This window comes from Ammoniphilus resinae, from assembly GCF_017873965.1.
Classification (GTDB): domain Bacteria; phylum Bacillota; class Bacilli; order Aneurinibacillales; family RAOX-1; genus Ammoniphilus_A; species Ammoniphilus_A resinae.
This window is the reverse complement of sequence record NZ_JAGGKT010000002.1, coordinates 493385-510394: the sequence shown is the minus strand read 5'-3', so window position 1 is coordinate 510394 and position 17010 is coordinate 493385. Positions and strand designations below refer to the sequence as shown.

General features: G+C 39.5%; 15 protein-coding genes. All 15 read left to right on the top strand.

From position 1 onward, the window contains the following. The first annotated feature begins 28 nt into the window (after window positions 1-28). Window positions 29-997, top strand: a complete 969-nt coding sequence (locus tag J2Z37_RS06560; protein ID WP_209809414.1) for a sugar phosphate isomerase/epimerase family protein — start codon at window positions 29-31, stop codon at window positions 995-997. A gap of 20 nt (window positions 998-1017) precedes the next feature. Further along, window positions 1018-2172, top strand: a complete 1155-nt coding sequence (locus J2Z37_RS06555; RefSeq protein ID WP_245203636.1) for a Gfo/Idh/MocA family protein — start codon at window positions 1018-1020, stop codon at window positions 2170-2172. A 23-nt stretch (window positions 2173-2195) separates the two neighbouring features. Next, entirely contained in the window at window positions 2196-3041 is an 846-nt protein-coding gene (locus J2Z37_RS06550) for a sugar phosphate isomerase/epimerase family protein (RefSeq protein ID WP_209809412.1), read from the top strand. 26 nt (window positions 3042-3067) lie between these two features. Then, complete coding sequence (locus tag J2Z37_RS06545) at window positions 3068-4174, top strand: Gfo/Idh/MocA family protein (protein WP_209809411.1); 1107 nt, start codon at window positions 3068-3070, stop codon at window positions 4172-4174. A 25-nt stretch (window positions 4175-4199) separates the two neighbouring features. Beyond that, on the top strand, window positions 4200-4967 hold the full coding sequence (locus J2Z37_RS06540) for a sugar phosphate isomerase/epimerase family protein (protein WP_209809410.1): 768 nt from the start codon (window positions 4200-4202) through the stop codon (window positions 4965-4967). A 35-nt stretch (window positions 4968-5002) separates the two neighbouring features. Then, the gene (locus tag J2Z37_RS06535) at window positions 5003-6331 is read left to right on the top strand and encodes an extracellular solute-binding protein (RefSeq protein ID WP_209809409.1); all 1329 of its coding nucleotides are present in this window, start codon (window positions 5003-5005) and stop codon (window positions 6329-6331) included. 61 nt (window positions 6332-6392) lie between these two features. Beyond that, a complete protein-coding gene (locus J2Z37_RS06530; protein WP_342453791.1) occupies window positions 6393-7349 on the top strand; it encodes a carbohydrate ABC transporter permease in 957 nt (318 codons plus the stop codon). Then, window positions 7346-8167 carry a carbohydrate ABC transporter permease gene (locus J2Z37_RS06525; protein WP_209809408.1) on the top strand — a complete coding sequence of 274 codons (822 nt, stop codon included), beginning with the start codon at window positions 7346-7348 and terminating at the stop codon, window positions 8165-8167. The genes J2Z37_RS06530 and J2Z37_RS06525 overlap by 4 nt, the downstream gene beginning before the upstream one ends. 38 nt (window positions 8168-8205) lie before the next feature. Next, the gene (locus tag J2Z37_RS06520; RefSeq protein ID WP_209809407.1) at window positions 8206-9291 is read left to right on the top strand and encodes a Gfo/Idh/MocA family protein; all 1086 of its coding nucleotides are present in this window, start codon (window positions 8206-8208) and stop codon (window positions 9289-9291) included. An 18-nt stretch (window positions 9292-9309) separates the two neighbouring features. Beyond that, the gene (locus tag J2Z37_RS06515) at window positions 9310-10212 is read left to right on the top strand and encodes an SMP-30/gluconolactonase/LRE family protein (protein ID WP_209809406.1); all 903 of its coding nucleotides are present in this window, start codon (window positions 9310-9312) and stop codon (window positions 10210-10212) included. A gap of 205 nt (window positions 10213-10417) precedes the next feature. Continuing rightward, window positions 10418-11569, top strand: coding sequence for a response regulator transcription factor (locus J2Z37_RS06510; protein WP_209809405.1), 1152 nt, complete (start codon window positions 10418-10420; stop codon window positions 11567-11569). A 10-nt stretch (window positions 11570-11579) separates the two neighbouring features. Then, window positions 11580-12596: a substrate-binding domain-containing protein gene (locus J2Z37_RS06505; protein ID WP_209809404.1), complete on the top strand. Its 1017-nt coding sequence runs from the start codon at window positions 11580-11582 to the stop codon at window positions 12594-12596. Window positions 12597-12687: 91 nt separating this feature from the next. Then, window positions 12688-14043, top strand: a complete 1356-nt coding sequence (locus J2Z37_RS06500) for a sensor histidine kinase (protein ID WP_209809403.1) — start codon at window positions 12688-12690, stop codon at window positions 14041-14043. Between the two features lie 244 nt (window positions 14044-14287). Next, entirely contained in the window at window positions 14288-15328 is a 1041-nt protein-coding gene (locus J2Z37_RS06495; RefSeq protein WP_209809402.1) for a substrate-binding domain-containing protein, read from the top strand. A 137-nt stretch (window positions 15329-15465) separates the two neighbouring features. Further along, window positions 15466-17010 (top strand): sugar ABC transporter ATP-binding protein, encoded by a 1545-nt coding sequence (locus tag J2Z37_RS06490; RefSeq protein WP_209809401.1) that lies wholly within the window; start codon window positions 15466-15468, stop codon window positions 17008-17010.

The window sequence follows — 17010 nt, the reverse complement described above, 5'->3', positions numbered from 1 at the left end:
TCGATGACCTAATAAAGGAGTGTGCGTTATGAAATTAGGAGTATTCACTGTTTTATTTGCACAAAAAACCTTGGAAGAAATGCTAGATCATGTGGCTGCTAGTGGTCTGCAGGCAGTAGAAATTGGAACGGGGGGGTATCCAGGAAAACCTCACTGTGATCCGGTCGCACTACTGGAAGACGAATTGAAACTTCAGCAGTTTAAACATGCAGTTGAAAGTCGTGGATTGGAAATAAGTGCTTTAAGCTGCCATGGGAATCCGCTTCATCCGAATAAAGAAATTGCACGCCAACATCACTTGGATTTCCAGAATTCAGTTCGATTAGCTTCTAAATTAGGTGTGAAAACGGTAATCACATTCTCAGGTTGCCCCGGTGAATCAGAACATTCTTTAAATCCTTCCTGGGTAACATGCCCATGGCCTGAGGACTTTTTGAAGGTAATAGAATGGCAATGGAAGGAAAAAGTTATTCCTTACTGGAAAGAACAGGACGCATTCATAAAGGAGCACGGTGTGCGAGTAGCGATAGAACCACATCCAGGATTTGTGGTTTACAATACAGAGACGATGTTACGGCTTCGCAAGGAGTGTGGTGACAGTATTGGAGTCAACTTCGATCCCAGTCATTTGTTCTGGCAAAATATGGATCCTATTGTTGGAATTAAAGAACTAGCGAAAGCTGGAGCACTCTATCATTTCCACGCTAAGGATACTGGTATTGATAACCAAAATACAGCATCTAACGGGGTTCTTGATACGAAGAGCTATCGGGATGAGATCAATCGGTCTTGGGTTTTCCGTACTATAGGGTATGGACACGGAGAAGAAACTTGGAAACAAATTATAAGTGCTCTTCAGCTAGTGGGTTACGAAGGTGTAATTAGTATTGAACATGAAGATAGCTTGATGTCAGTTGATGAGGGGTTCATGAAAGCATCTACATTCCTCAAAAATTTGATTATTAAAGAAAGGATTGGTGAAATCTGGTGGGCGTAGCAAAAAAAATACGAGTAGGGATGGTCGGTTATCGATTTATGGGGAAAGCTCATAGCCATGCCTACCGTGACTTACCCTTCTACTTTGATACGGAGGTCGAGCCGGTTTTACAGGCTGTTGCTGGTAGAAATGAAGTGGAAGTAAAGGTAGCAGCGGACAAAATGGGATGGGCTTCATATGAAACAGACTGGAAGCGCTTAATTGAGCGCAAGGATATAGACTTAATCGATATTGTAACTCCAAACAATACGCATGCTGAGATCGCCATTGCTGCTGCTGAAGCAGGGAAACATGTGATCTGTGAAAAACCTTTAGCGATGAATCTAGAGCAAGCCCAGCGGATGCTTCATGCAGTTAGAAAAAATAATGTAGTACATATGATTTGCCACAATTATCGTTTTGCTCCTGCTGTACAATTTGCCAAGAAATTAATTCAGGAAGGCCGTTTAGGGAAAATCTACCACATTCGGGCGACATATCTGCAAGATTGGATTATGGATCCAAACTTTCCACTCGTTTGGAGATTGAGAAAGGAAGTAACCGGTTCTGGCACCCACGGAGATATTGCGGCACACATTCTAGATTTGGCACGCTTTTTAGTAGGTGAATTTGATGAAGTAGTCGGGATGATGGAAACGTTTATTAAGGAGCGTCCAATTGGAGAAATGACTGGGGGGTTGAATGCAAAGCTTGAGGCTGGATCTAAGGGTAAAGTTGATGTGGATGATACATCAGCCTTCTTAGCCCGATTTAAAAGTGGTGCTTTAGGTGTGTTTGAGGCCACAAGATTTGCTGGGGGAAACCGCAATGGCAATCGATTTGAAATCAATGGGGAAAAAGGTTCAATCCGCTGGGACTTGGAAAATATGAATAATTTGCAAGTTTACTTGGCTGACGATGAGCCAGGATTGCAAGGGTTCCGTACGATTAACTGCACGGAAGAACATCACCCTTTTGCGGGTGCCTATTGGCCTGCTGGTCATATTATTGGCTATGAGCATACGTTTATTAATTTAATGAAGGAATTGATGAATGGAATCAGCAGAGGGTATAGCCCTAACCCAAATTTCGAGGATGGAGTAAGGAATCAAGCTGTCCTTGAGGCTGTTGAAAAATCGGTTGAAACGAGAAGTTGGGTAAAGTTGGAACAAATGAGTTTGGCGAAAAACTATTAATTTTTTAAAAAGGGGTCCTATTAATGTCAAAAATGAAAGTTTCTAGTCATTTAATTACTTGGCGTGATGATTTTTTGTTAGGTCTTAAGGAGGCTTCTAATTTAGGCTATCAGGCTTGTGAAACCTTTACACATATTGCCCTTCAGTATGAAGATCGGTTGGATGAATTCAGAGACCTGCTAGGTCATCATGGCTTTACATTATCCGCTTTATACGGTGGCGGTAGATTTTCCGATAAAGCTCTACAACAGGAGGTTATAGAGTACAATACCCGGGTTGCAAAATTTCTTGTAGCGAATGGAAGTGATCGGATCGTATTTGGGCCAAAAGGACCAAGAACGGAAGGAGGTACCACCTTAGATGAGTTGAAAGTAGCCGCCCAAACTATAAACGAGGCCGCAAAGAGATGCTACGACCTGGGTGTAAAAGCTTGTGTGCATCCACACTTGGGAACAGAAATCCAAAATGAAAATGAATTGGACGCGATTATGGAAATGACGGATCCGAAATATGTTTTCTTCTGTCCGGATACAGCTCATTTATATAAAGCAGGAATGGATCCTGTCGAGATTATGCGTAGATATAAGGACAGAATTGCTTACGTGCATTTAAAGGATGTAACGCCTGAAGAGGTAGACATCGAGAAATTTCCCATTCTATCTGGTACGGAAGCTCTACCAATCTTTTGTGAATTAGGACTGGGTCCTGTGGATTTCCCTAAGGTCGTTCAATTTTTGCAAGAAATCGATTATGAAGGCTGGTTAACGGTAGAAATTGATAAATCAACAAGTACTCCGCTTCAAAGTTTGACCATATGCAGGGATTACGTCGAGCAAAAGCTAGGTATCCCCATTCGCTTTAAATCCTAATTTTGAAATTATAGGGGGTGAAACCATTGAAAAATAAAGTGAAGGTTGGAGTAATTGGGTGCGGAACAATTAGCGGAATTTATTTCAAAGCGGGACAAACTTTTGACATTTTGGACATTGCTGCTTGTGCGGATTTGGATGTTTCACGTGCCAAGGCGAAAGCGGCAGAATTCAATATTCCAAAGGCCTGCTCACCAGAGGAGTTGCTGGCCGATCCAGAAATTGAAATTGTTATTAATCTTACTATCCCGAAAGCCCACGCTGAAGTTTGTTTAGCAGCGCTAGAAGCCGGAAAGCACGTTTATGTGGAAAAGCCATTGGCTGTAAGTCGTGAAGATGGCAAAAAAATTATTAAACTAGCAAAGGAAAGAGGATTATTAATAGGGGGTGCACCTGACACCTTCCTTGGTGGAGGGATTCAAACCTGCCGTAAGTTAATTGATGACGGTTGGATTGGTGAACCGGTTGCTGCCACGGCATTTATGATGAACCATGGACACGAAAGATGGCATCCGGATCCCGACTTCTATTATAAGGTCGGGGGAGGTCCCATGTTTGATATGGGGCCTTATTACCTAACGGCATTGATCAATTTGATTGGTCCTATTCGCCGAGTAACTGGGTCGGCGAGAATTACCTTCCCAGAACGTACCATTACAAGTCAACCTAAATTTGGACAAAAAATACAAGTCGAAACACCAACGCATATAGCGGGAATCTTTGATTTTGCCATTGGTGCAATTGGAACCATCATTACGAGCTTTGACGTTTGGGGATCTCAAGTACCACGGATTGAAGTTTACGGAAGCCAAGGGACATTGATTGTTCCGGATCCAAATACCTTTGGTGGACCTGTATTCATTCGCAGGCAAGGAAGTACAGAATGGTCTGAAGTACCATTAACACATGGTTTTACTGAGAACAGTCGAGGTCTAGGGGTTGCAGATATGGCACACGCGATGATAAGCGGGAGACCTCACCGGGCGAATGGTGATTTAACCTATCATGTATTGGACGTTATGCATGCTTTTCTTGACTCTTCAAGGTCTGGTAACCATGTGTTGGTGGAAAGCAGTTGCGAGAAGCCAGCTCCTTTTCCATTAGATTTGCCGGGACACGCTTTGGATAATTAAATTTATAAAGGAATGAGGGTCATTAATGAAGCAAATACCTGTTGCCGTGCAAATGTATACCCTTAGAACTGAATGTTCCGATAATTTTATTCAGACACTTGAGCAAGTGGCTGCACTGGGCTACAACGGGGTCGAATTTGCAGGTTATTGGGGAGTGGAACCTTATGAATTGCGTAAAGTGATTGATCGATTAGGGTTGCGTGCTGCTGGAAGTCATATTGCTTTAGCCCAATTGGAAAGTAACTTGGATGAATGGATAGAGGCCCAGCAAATCCTAGGAAGTCAGCACATCATTTGTCCTTCATTGTCGCCAGAAAGACGGGGACGTAAAGAAGAATATCAACATTTAGCCGAGCAACTTAATGAAATGGGCCAAAAGTGTGAAGAAGTAGGGATAACATTTAGTTATCATAATCACGATTTTGATCTAGTGCCATTTGGTGAAACTACGGGATTGGAAATTATTCTACAAGAAACAAATCCGAATTGGGTCAAAGCGGAATTGGATGTATATTGGTTAACTCGTTCTGGACATGATCCGGTAGCATGGATGCAAAGATACGCTGGACGTACTCCACTTATACATTTGAAAGATATGACCACAGATGACGAAAGGTTTTTTGCCGAATTAGGCACAGGTGGGGTAGATTTATCCTCTATCATAGCTCAGGGGCAGGAACTTCAAGTAGAGTGGTGGGTTGTGGAACAAGATCGGACTAAGAGATCTGCCATACAGAGTATTTCAATAAGTATTGATTATCTTAAACAAAACCATTCCATCGGTATCAAGTAAATCTTGATATATAAACGAATAAAGGGGGAATAAGGATGAAGAAGTTACTAACATCACTGACAGCTTTATCGATGTTGGCACTCGCCGCATGTGGCGGTGGTGCTTCACAGCAAGCATCTCAACCTGCAGCAGGTAAACCAACCAAACAAGAGGCTCCAGCGACACAACCTGCTGGAAGTGGAGAGAAAAAAGTGCTGGAATTTTGGTACAAAGATCCGGGTGAAATGGAAAAGATATTCCTTGAAACAGTTGATAAGTTCGAAGAAAAACATCCAGATGTTGAATTAAAAGCACTTCGTATCCCAAATGATGCCTACAAGCAGAAACTGGCAGTGTCGATGTCCGGAGGAAACCCACCAGATATTTTTGTCTCTTGGGGTGGCGGATGGTTGAAGGCATTTGCCGAAGCAGGAAATGTTTTGGATATTACGGGTAAGTTTGACGAAAGCAGGTTCAACAAATTAGCCCTTAATAACACAATATTTAATGACAAAGTTTATGGTTTGCCGCTTGCAATAAGTTTAACGCATTTTTATTATAACAAAGAGATTTTCGCCAAATATAATTTGACACCACCTAAAACATGGGATGAGCTTGTCAATGCAATTGAAACGTTAAAAAAGAACAATGTTATACCCATTGCTTTAGCTAACAAAACGAAGTGGCCTGGAGCTTATTATTTAATGTATTTTGCAGATCGTATCGGAAGTGAAAAATTGTTCCTTGATGCATTCCATCGTAACGGCAGAGGATTTGATGACCCTGAATATGTGAAAGCTGGCGAATATATTCAAAAATTAGTGGATATGGAAGCCTTCAACCCTGGATTTAATGGTGTTCCATGGGATGCTGGACAAGGACGTCAACTAATGTATTCTGGACAAGCTGCGATGTTATTGATTTCAAACTCTTTCATCAACAATATTAGGGATGAGAACCCTGAATATGAGAAGAAAGTAGATTTCTTCCCATTCCCATCCATTCCTGGAGGCAAGGGTGACCCGACTAACCTAGGAGTTAATACATCTCCGGTTTGGTCAGTTTCATCCACTTCCAAATATCCAGATTTAGCCGTTGAATTTATTAACGATTTGACAAGTGTGGAAACTGCACAAGCCTTTGCTGATAGAACTGGTTATGTAACAACCATTAATGGAGTTAATTATTCAGACCCAATTGTTAAGAAGCTAGCTGAACAACTAGAAAAAGCTAACGCTGTCCACTTCCCGTATGATCAAACCATTCCACCAGAGTTGGCCGAATTGCATAAGGATACAACCCAAGCAATCTTTGGTAAATCGATGACACCGGAAGAAGCTGCGAAGCAGATGGAGGCTAAGGCTAAAACAATATTGGATAAATAATCTTAAGGGGAGATACTCTCCCCTTACTTTCTATCAACAGCCAAGAAAAGGAGGAGAGCATGTGCAGAAAGAGTTGCAAATAGATGCAAAGCCACAAGTAAAGGTCGGCACATCTGTCAAAGTAAAGAGAAATCAATGGAATAAGCTATTAACCATCAGCCTATTTGTTGCTCCAGCTTTTATTATCTATGCGATTTATGTCATTTATCCAATCTTTGCTACTTTTAACTATAGTCTTCATGAATGGAATTCAATGCAATCCGAAAAGACATTTATTGGGTTTGCTAACTATGTGGAACTTTTTAATGATCAGATCTTCTGGACTGCGTTAAAAAATAATTTTCTAGTCGTTTTTATTTCAGTCTTTGTTCAGATTCCGCTGGGGCTAGTGATGGCATTAATGTTATTTGCACCGATAAGAGGGATCAAACTTTTTAATACAATCTATTTTATGCCTTTCCTCATGTCAACTGTGGCGATTGGTTTATTGTGGGTATTTATGTTCGATCCCATTAATGGAACGATGAATCAATTACTTCGAATGTTAGGAGTTGAAAAGTGGCAAGTAGCTTGGTTAAGTGAAGAATCAACAGCCATGTGGTCTGTGCTTCTTGTCATTGTCTGGCAATTCGCTCCGTTTTATATGATTCTATTTAAAGCTGGTATTGTTGGAATTCCAGAGGAACTTTATGAGGCTGCACAGATTGATGGAGCTAACAAATGGAAGCAATTTACTCATATTACATTCCCACTTTTGATGCCAACGATTGTCTCCTCATCCATTCTAGCAATTGTTGGTTCTCTTAAGACATTTGACTTGTTCTACATCATGACTGGCGGTGGGCCGAATAACGCTACGGAATTGATGGGGACCTATATGTTTAAGCAAGCGTTCCAAATATTTGACATGGGATACGCAAGTACAATTGCCTTTATGATGTTTTTTATTGCTTTTATCGTCGTGGCTATTATCCAGGTTATGGAAACCCAGAGGAGGAAGAAAGGTGGTTACCTATGATTTTTTTAGCAAAAAAATTCCCTCTGTACGTCTTAGCATTATTTCTTCTTGTATTTACAGGCTATCCGTTTTTATATATGGTTGCTACATCACTAAAGACACAGGAAGAATTTTTTAAAGCTCCATTTTCTATTATTACTTCCATTAGCTTCGATAACTATTTTTCAGTGCTTGAGATGGGATTAACTCAATATTTCGTAAACAGTATTTTAGTTAGTGTCATTTCCGTAGTAACGGTAGTGTTTATATCAGCATTAGCTAGTTATCCATTAAGCAGAATGCGGTTTCGTCTTAATCGAACTTTGTTTTTGATATTTATTGCGGGTATGATGCTTCCGATACACTCTACCTTAATTCCAACCTTTATGCTTACTCAAAAAATGGAAATTTATGATACAATGCTTGCCTTAATTGGACCTTATATAGCATTTAGTATACCGATTTCAATTTTTATCCTGACCCAATTCATGCAAGAAATTCCTCAAGCGCTTGAGGATGCGGCTAAAATCGATGGTTGTACCCATTTTGGCGTATTTTGGCGTGTCATACTACCTATGATGGGCCCTGCCCTTTCAACAGTATTTATTTACAATTTAATCCACCTTTGGACGGAATTTATCTTCGCGCTTGTATTAATAACTAGTCCCGAAAAAATGACACTACCTCTTGGCCTACAAAACTTCTATGGTGAATTTTCCGTAAATGTTCCAGGACTAATGGCTGCACTTACTCTCGCAAGTCTTCCAGTTCTTCTTGTCTATTTTATTTCTCAAGAAAAAGTTGTCAAAGGATTGGCTGGAGGTGCTGTGAAAGAATAAGGTATTGATTGGGATAAGTAAGGAATGGGGGAATGAGTATGAATAATGTAAAAGTAGGGATTATCGGCTGTGGGATGATTAGTGGCATCTATTTAAAAAATATAACCGAAACTTTTAAAAACATGAAAGTCATTGCTCTGGCAGATATTGATCTGGAACGTGCCAAGGCTCGGGCTATGGATTTTAATATTCCCTTGGCTTGCAGTCCAGAAGAACTGATAGCAAATCCTGAAATCGAAATGGTAATTAACCTAACCATACCACGGGCTCATGCACCTATAAGTTTGCAAGCTCTTGAGGCGGGTAAGCATGTTTTCGTTGAAAAGCCATTGGCAGTTACTCGTGATGAGGGACAAAAGGTTTTACACATGGCAAAAAGCAATGGATTATACATCGGTTCAGCACCTGATACCTTCCTTGGAGGGGGGATTCAAACATGCAGGAAAGTAATCGATGAAGGGTGGATTGGGGAACCTATTGCAGCTAACGCGTTTTTGTTGAAGAGAGGACCGGAAATATTCCATCCTAATCCAGACTTCTTCTATGAAGAAGGAGGGGGGCCTATGTTTGATATGGGTCCGTATTACTTGACTGCTTTGATCAATTTAATAGGACCTATTCGTCGCGTAACAAGTTCAGCGAAAGCGTCATTTCCAGAAAGAACAATTATGAGTGGACCAAGAAAGGGTGAAAAAGTACCTGTTCACATACCAACTCATATAGCAGGGATAATGGAATTTGATAATGGAGCCATTGGATCGATCATTACAAGTTTTGATGTGTGGGGAACACAACTTCCCCGGATTGAAATTTATGGAACAGCAGGGACTTTGATCGTTCCAGATCCAAATACCTTCGGGGGACCTATTTTTATAAAGCGTCAAGGAGAAACAGAGTGGTCTGAAATCCCTTTAGTGTTTGGAATGACCGAAAACAGTCGAGGAATAGGCGCTTCCGATATGGCGAACGCCATTCGAGAGGGCCGCTCACACCGAGCCAATGGGGAGCTCGCTTACCATGTTCTTGATGTCATGCATTCTTTTTTAGACGCTTCAAGTAAAGGGATACATGTCGAAATTGGAAGCTACTGCAGCCGTCCGGAACCGTTTTCGATTAACCTATAGAAGGGATAGGGATGTAGAATGGAAAAACTCGAGTTAATCTTGGATGCTAAAGCAACTTTAGGGGAAGGTCCTTGCTGGGATGCCAAAAAGAGAGTCTTATATTGGGTGGATGTTATTGAACAGAAGGTACATATTTTTGATCCGAAAACAGGAAAAGATGAAAGTATTGACGTAGGTCAACAAGTTGGAGCAGTAGTTCCCCGTAAATCAGGCGGTTTAATTTTGGCTTTGAGAAATGGATTCTATGCACTAGACTTAGTAACGAAAGAGTTGACAGCAATCGTTGATCCAGAAGCCGATCTTCCAGGCAATCGTTTTAATGATGGAAAATGTGATGCGGCTGGAAGGTTCTGGGCGGGGACGATGGAGGATGCGGAGGAAAACGTTACAGGTTCTTTGTACCGACTTGATTCCGATTTTTCCGTTACAAAGGTATTAGATGGGGTTGCCATTTCGAATGGAATGGCTTGGGAGAAGGATAATCAAACGATGTATTTTATTGATTCGCCAACGAAACAAGTCGTTGCTTTTGATTTCGATTTAGAAACCGGGGAGCTGGATAATAAGCGTACAGTTGTAACAATTCCTGACGGTGAGGGAATCCCTGATGGAATGACCATTGATTCGGAAGGAATGCTGTGGGTTGCACATTTTGGTGGATACCAAGTTTCCCGCTGGAATCCTATAACTGGCGAAAGAATTGGTTCAGTCCGCCTCCCTGTTGGACAGGTAACGTCCTGTGTATTTGGTGGGGAGAAATTGGATGAATTGTATATTACGACTGCAAATCGCGGCCTTGACGAGGCTCAGTTGAAAGAACAACCGCATGCAGGCGGCTTGTTCCGAGTAAAAACTGGGATAACTGGTACAATAACTTATAAGTTCGCAGGAGAATGCAATGAACAAGGACAGAGTGTTTAAGCTCTGTCCTTTATTTTTTATCGTCCTTCAATAAAATAGTTAAATTAATAGTAGGTAGACCTGTTTTTTCTTTCCTAGTTGTAAGGCTATTATGTCATTTAGAACGCACTTTTAGTTAATTAATTCTGAAACTTGAAAATAATAGAAATGAAGGTAAAATTAAATGTGAATTATGAGAGTAAAGCTATTTCAAAGGAGGATCCCAATGACCGAAACTTGTTTTATCGTTGATGATGAACCGATAGAAGTATTGGCGTTAGAAAAGATCCTTCACGAGCGTTTTCCTGACTTAAAGATTTATACTGCAACTGGGGGATCACAGTTATTTAAGCTTCTAGATCAGTACAAACCGGATATTATGTTAATTGACATCCGGATGCCCGGAATAAATGGTTTGGACTTGGTCAAGGAAGTGAAAGAAATGTATCCAAAGGTCCAGGTGACAATTATTTCTGCCCATGAGTATTTTGAATACGCACAAAAAGCGATTGAACTGGGGGTGAAAAAATATTTGGTTAAACCAGCTAGCCGTAGTGAGGTGATTGATTCTGTAAATGAAATGATCAAGGAAGTCCAAAAACAAAAAAACTTACGAAATGAGAAGATACATAATAAAGAAAGGGTTGGTTTAACGGATTACTACTTAAAAAGGGATTTAGTTTTGGGGGTAGCTAGAAGATCACTGGATCAGAATGATTTTGATATTCTTATTCAACTATTTAAGGTCGACCAAGATGAAGCAATAATAGTCCTATTAAAATATGAGGATCGGATGGTTGAGAAAAGGTTAAACGAGTTAAGGGATTTATGGGATTTGACGTTTTCACTCGTTTTGGATGAAGTTTATCAAAATTATCATGTTTTCCTTCTTTTCCATAAGCAATCCAATTCACAAAGAGAAGAATTAAAAGATTATCTGAATGAAAACCTGATGTTATTCAAAGAAAAATATAACGAAGAAATTGCTTGGGTAATCAGTGCGCCAGCAAGGAATAGAGAACAATTTTATTATGCATTTGAGAAAGCGCATTCTGAAATTGAAGGTTCCCATACTTTACAAGAAAAGGTAGTGAACTATATACATTCGAATTATCATAGGGATCTAAAATTAGATGAGGTAGCAGATATTGCTAATTTTTCCAGTTATTATTTTAGTAAATGGTTTAAGAAGAATTTCCATAAAAATTTCTCCGAATATATTCAAGAATTACGTGTTAATAGGGCGCAAAAACTATTAAAACAAACGGATTTAAGCGTGAAGGAGGTCTCCTATCGAACGGGCTTTAATGACCCGAATTATTTTAGTAGAATTTTTAAAAAAATAACGGGCAGGAATCCAACAGATCGATCTTTGTAGGAGTGGGGTAATGAACTTTATAAAATTCATTTATATCAATATCTTAATTTTTTTGTTGGTTAGCATGGTTCTGTTGGGAAACTCGTATTATCAATCTTGGAAATTGGCTGTTGAAGCAAGAAATGAACTGACCGAGAATGATAAGCCATTGTCTAAAAAACAAGTGGTTTTGATAACTGAACGGGCGGGGCATCCTTATTGGGAGGTAGTTACGAGAGGGGCCAAGGCTGCTGCTGACGATGATATTTGGATCGATGTTCAAGGGCCGGATAAAGCAAGTATTGCTGAACATATTCGAATTATAGAACGTGCTGTTGCTTCAGGTGTTGATGGGATTATTACACAAGGACTTGATCAGGAGTTTGTCCCGGTTATTAATAAGGCAATAGATGCGGGGATTCCTGTAATTACTATTGATACGGATGTGCCTGAAAGCAAGCGAATAGGTTTTATCGGAACATACAACTATGAAGCGGGTTTTCAAGCAGGATTATATGTGAAACAACATTTTTCAGGTTCTCTTAATATTGGGATTATCTCAGGAAATGCTTATGGCGCCCATATGACCCAAAGAATACAAGGATTTAAAGATGCATTGATAAATCAGCCGGATATTAAAATAGTTTCTATTGTAAATTCGCAAATTAATAAAATAGAAGCGATGAACCAGACATTTGAAATGCTTAATCGATATCCACAAATCAATCTCATGTTTGGAGTCAGTGCACTGGATGGACCAGGTATAGCGGAGGCCATAGGACAATATTTTCCAGAGAGGAAGATTCCGATTATTGCATTCGATGATATGCCTGAAACATTAGAGCTGCTTGAACAAGGGAAAATTACAGCAGTCATTGCACAAAGATCCTTTATTATTGGGTATAGGGCGATTGATCTAATGAGGTCTGTATTAAATGGAGAAACCATTCCTTCTCTTAACCACACCGCAATAGACATCGTTGAAAGATCCAACTTAAAAGAGTATTTGAAAAAGAAGCAAAGCGAAGAAGGAGGGATATCTGATTAAGATTCATAGCAAATTGCTTCTGTGTTTTTTAGCGTTAGCTTTTATATTCAACACACTTATTTACATTATTAACTACACAGTTGGTCAACATTTGAAAAACTATGAAATAGTTGTCCAAAGCTTTATGCGTGTCAATGATTTAGCTATAAGTGCAGAAAAAATTGTAAATACATTGAACCAATATTTGGATCGGGGGTACAAGGTTCAGGAGGAAGAATTACTAAGGCAGCTGCAAGATCTTGAAAGAAGTAGGCGTCTATTAGATACGGAATTTCATATATCTGCACGTAGTCATTACCGCGTGGAGAATCTGAAAAATTTATTAGCTGAGTTTATTCGGCAAGTGAATGCAACCCTGTATTTTTATCAAAATCAAAAGGTAAATGAATACACACCACATTATATCGAGGCTACGAAGATTTCTCATTTCATTGTGGAATATACGCAAAACCTCATCAGCTTTGAACTTACTTCCTATCGGGAACAAATCGTTAAGATTACCAATAGCCGGAAACTTATTGAAACGATGGGTAAAACTACTTTTTTAGTTTCCATCCTTTTAAGCATCTTTTTCTCAATATTTATTTACAGTGGTATTTCCCAACCAATTAAGCAATTAGTTGACCGTTCAAGGAAAATATCTTCAGGTGATTTTGATGTGAGCGATCTTCAGACGGTTCGTAAAGATGAAATTGGACTACTAATGAACGCCTATAAGGTGATGGGAGAAAATATCACAAAATTGTTGCAGGAGGTGAAAAGTCAGGAAGAATATAAACGCCTTCTGCAGGAAATGGAATTAAAGACTTTACAAAGTCAGATTAACCCGCATTTCCTATTTAACACATTAAACATCATATCTCGAATGGCCTATTTTGAGAAAGCTGAAAAAACAGAGGAACTAATGCATGCACTTTCCAGGTTGCTTAGGTACAACCTGAGGAAAATTGAAAGTGATGTCACGTTAAAGGAAGAAGTGAATGCCCTTAATCAGTATCTGCAAATCCAAAAGACAAGGTTTCAAGACCAGATTCAAATTCTCACGGATATTGATGAAAATTGTTTAGATATCAGAATCCCAAGTTTTACGTTACAACCTCTTGTGGAAAATATTTTCGTTCATGCTATCAAGTCTTATGAATCTTGTGCAATGATTTCCATCCGAATATTTGAATCAATAGAGTTTATTCAGGTTGAAATTGTCGACAACGGAATTGGTATGGACGAAGATACGGTCTGTCAAATTATGAGGAATACCTATCAAGAAACAAAGCAATCGGATACAACTGGATTAGGTATTAGGAACGTTATTAGACGCTTACAAATCTTCTACCGCATGGAGCAAGTCATGTGGATTGAAAGTGAACCCTTAAAGGGGACATGTATTCAGTTATTTTTACCAAAATCAGAAAGAGTCGCACAAGGTCTGATTGCTCAAGCAAAGTAAAATGTTAATTTTACTTTGCTTTTTTATGTAGATTATGGATTTTTATGTCAAAAAAAAACAGATTACACAGCAAAAAAATTAAGATTACTAGACTAATTAAAACAGAAAAAGGGCAAATCATTCTAGCGTTACTTTGGATACAAACTGTTAAGATGCTATTAGAATAAATATTCAGAATTTGGGAGGGGGAAAGATGTTTTAAAGAGCCTTGTAATATTTAATATGGAAAAAAGGGGAGAGAAAGATGTTCAGAAGAAATGTAAGCCTTTTCATAGTAAGTATGTTAGTTTTTCTTTTAGCTGCATGTGGTTCCTCGCCTCAGCAGGGAAGCACTGAAACTAGTCAGGCTCCGAATAATAATACTAGCCAGCCTGCTCAGCCTGCTGCTGATAAGAAGGAAGAAAAGAAGTTTGTCATTGGTACCTCTGTTCCTTCATTAGAATTTACCTTTTTCGTAGCAGCACAAAAGGCTTGGGAAGAGGCGGCCAAGGAATTAGATGTAGGGGCGCCTTTTTACAATGGGGAAAACAATCAAGCAAAACAGAACAAGGATATTGAGGATATGGTCGTAAAGAAAGTTGATGCGATCGTTGTGATCCCTATCACGACTGAAGGGGTTATACCGGCGATAAGATATGCCAATGAAAACGGAATTCCGGTATTTACTGTCGACCGGAGCATCACTTCAGGAGAAGCTGAAATTGTAGCACATATAGGGACGAATCATGAAGAGATGGGAGAAAATGCAGCAAAGCTTTTCCTTAGAGGATTAGAAGAAAAATATCCAGATGTGAAAGAATATAAAATTGCCGAATTGTTAGGAACGCCGGGGTCATCTGCAGCGATTGAAAGAGGAAAAGGAATTCATAATATTTTAGAGAAAGACCCGAGAATTAAATTCGTGGCAAGTTTAAATGGTGAATTCCAATCAACCCTTGCAACTACTGTAACAGAAAACATTCTTACCGCAAATCCGGAGCTTCATGGAATTATTGCGCATAACGATATGATGATCGAAGGAGCGTTACAAGCAGCTACTACAGCAGGAAGGAATAAGGATTTAATCATGGTTGGGATGGACGGACAAATTTCAACTGCTGAAAAGATTAAATCCGGAGAAATTTATGGAACCTTCCTGCAATTACCGAGTATGCTTGGCGATGGAATGAAAGCTGCTATAAAACATTTGAACGGGGAAAAGGTTGATGAAAATGTATGGGTACCAACTGAATTAATTGATAAGGCTAACGTCGAAGACATGATTTCGCAGCAGAAAGTCTGGTAAATAATAAAGAAGGAAGCTCTATCAATCAATCTTGATAGAGCTTCCTGATTAACTTCAAGACGAACTTTAAAGATAGTTGAATAGCATAAGAAGGATTATTCGCGTAGTGCGTGACCGAACAGCTGAAGGAGGTTAACATGAAGCAAAGTTCCCCGAACGAGTATTTGCTGTATACCGAAAACCTGGGAAAACAATTTAATGGAATTACTGTCCTTGAGAATATTAATTTAACGATAAAAAAAGGCGAAATTCACGCCATCTTAGGTGCGAACGGTGCTGGGAAAAGTACCCTGATTAAAATTATCGATGGAATACATACAGATTATATTGGCGATATCTATGTCAAGAACCAAAAGGTGAAACCTGCCAATACGGAAGAAGCTAGATTGCTAGGAATTGGCATGGTTCATCAGGAGCTCAGCTTGGTTTCAGAATTAAATGTAGCGGAAAATATTTATCTGGGAAGACTTCCTAGAACTACATGGGGCATGGTTCATTATAAAAAGCTTCACCAAGATAGTGCGAAAATTCTACAGGAACTAAACATGTCTGTTAAAACGAAGGAGATTGTATCAAATCTGAGTATTGCAGACCGTCAAATGATCGAAATTGCGAAAATGCTTTCAATGAATACAGATATTATTTTGCTGGATGAACCAACCTCCGCATTAACGGAAAATGAAGTTAAGCGGCTTTTTTATACGATGGAAAACTTAAAGAAACAAGGAAAAGGGATCATATTTATTACTCATAAATTAGACGAAATATACGCAACCTCGGATCGTGTCACCATTCTTCGCGATGGAAACCAAATCAATACGATTAATTTGGACAAAAATGATCCGGATTTGGAAACAAAATTAATCTCTCTTATGACAGGAACTGAACAAGGGGAAATCGGAGAAATATATCCCGCGAAGAAAAATAGGATAGGGCCACCTATAATGGAGGTTTCTAATTTCAGTAGTAAAGGAAAGTTTGAAAATATACATCTTCAAATACGCCGTGGCGAAATCCTAGGGATATCTGGTTTGAAAGGGGCGGGTCGAACGGAGCTGGCGCGGGCAATATATGGGGCAGACCCCAAGGATACTGGAATATTAGAATTAAACGGCGAGATAGTCGAGATTCGGCAACCGATTGATGCCATTCATCATGGGATTGGGATGGTTACGGAGGATCGGAAAAAGGAAGGATTTGTTGGATTACTAGGCGTCAAGGAAAATATTAGTTTGACAACCATCAAGGACGTTTTAGTTAATGGATTTTTGAGTAGAAAACTTGAAAGGGAAAAGACGCAAACATACGTATCAAAACTAAATATTCGAATGGCTTCAGAAGACGCTCGAGTAAAGAACCTAAGCGGGGGAAATCAGCAAAAGGTTGTTATAGCAAAATGGCTTTGCACAGATTGTAAGGTGTTAATTTTGGATGAACCAACACGCGGCATTGATGTTAAGGCTAAATCGGAAATTTACAAAATTATGAGCGATCTGGCGGAACAAGGTCTGGCGATCCTATTTATTTCCTCTGAACTTCCAGAGTTAATTGCGATGTCTGATCGGGTATTGGTCATGAGTCGAGGGAGAATAGTTTCCGAGCTTTCGGGTACACAAATTACGAAGGAAAATATAATGAAAAGCACATTCCAGGAATCTGCTGTACAGAAGGAGGTTGGGTAG

What these genes read in the sequence shown, in the direction of transcription:
- J2Z37_RS06560 (WP_209809414.1), top strand. Translation starts at nt 29, where the DNA reads ATGAAATTAGGAGTATTCACTGTTTTATTTGCACAAAAAACCTTGGAA.
- J2Z37_RS06555 (WP_245203636.1), top strand. Translation starts at nt 1,018, where the DNA reads ATGGTCGGTTATCGATTTATGGGGAAAGCTCATAGCCATGCCTACCGT.
- J2Z37_RS06550 (WP_209809412.1), top strand. Translation starts at nt 2,196, where the DNA reads ATGTCAAAAATGAAAGTTTCTAGTCATTTAATTACTTGGCGTGATGAT.
- J2Z37_RS06540 (WP_209809410.1), top strand. Translation starts at nt 4,200, where the DNA reads ATGAAGCAAATACCTGTTGCCGTGCAAATGTATACCCTTAGAACTGAA.
- J2Z37_RS06535 (WP_209809409.1), top strand. Translation starts at nt 5,003, where the DNA reads ATGAAGAAGTTACTAACATCACTGACAGCTTTATCGATGTTGGCACTC.
- J2Z37_RS06525 (WP_209809408.1), top strand. Translation starts at nt 7,346, where the DNA reads ATGATTTTTTTAGCAAAAAAATTCCCTCTGTACGTCTTAGCATTATTT.
- J2Z37_RS06520 (WP_209809407.1), top strand. Translation starts at nt 8,206, where the DNA reads ATGAATAATGTAAAAGTAGGGATTATCGGCTGTGGGATGATTAGTGGC.
- J2Z37_RS06515 (WP_209809406.1), top strand. Translation starts at nt 9,310, where the DNA reads ATGGAAAAACTCGAGTTAATCTTGGATGCTAAAGCAACTTTAGGGGAA.
- J2Z37_RS06510 (WP_209809405.1), top strand. Translation starts at nt 10,418, where the DNA reads ATGACCGAAACTTGTTTTATCGTTGATGATGAACCGATAGAAGTATTG.
- J2Z37_RS06505 (WP_209809404.1), top strand. Translation starts at nt 11,580, where the DNA reads ATGAACTTTATAAAATTCATTTATATCAATATCTTAATTTTTTTGTTG.
- J2Z37_RS06495 (WP_209809402.1), top strand. Translation starts at nt 14,288, where the DNA reads ATGTTCAGAAGAAATGTAAGCCTTTTCATAGTAAGTATGTTAGTTTTT.
- J2Z37_RS06490 (WP_209809401.1), top strand. Translation starts at nt 15,466, where the DNA reads ATGAAGCAAAGTTCCCCGAACGAGTATTTGCTGTATACCGAAAACCTG.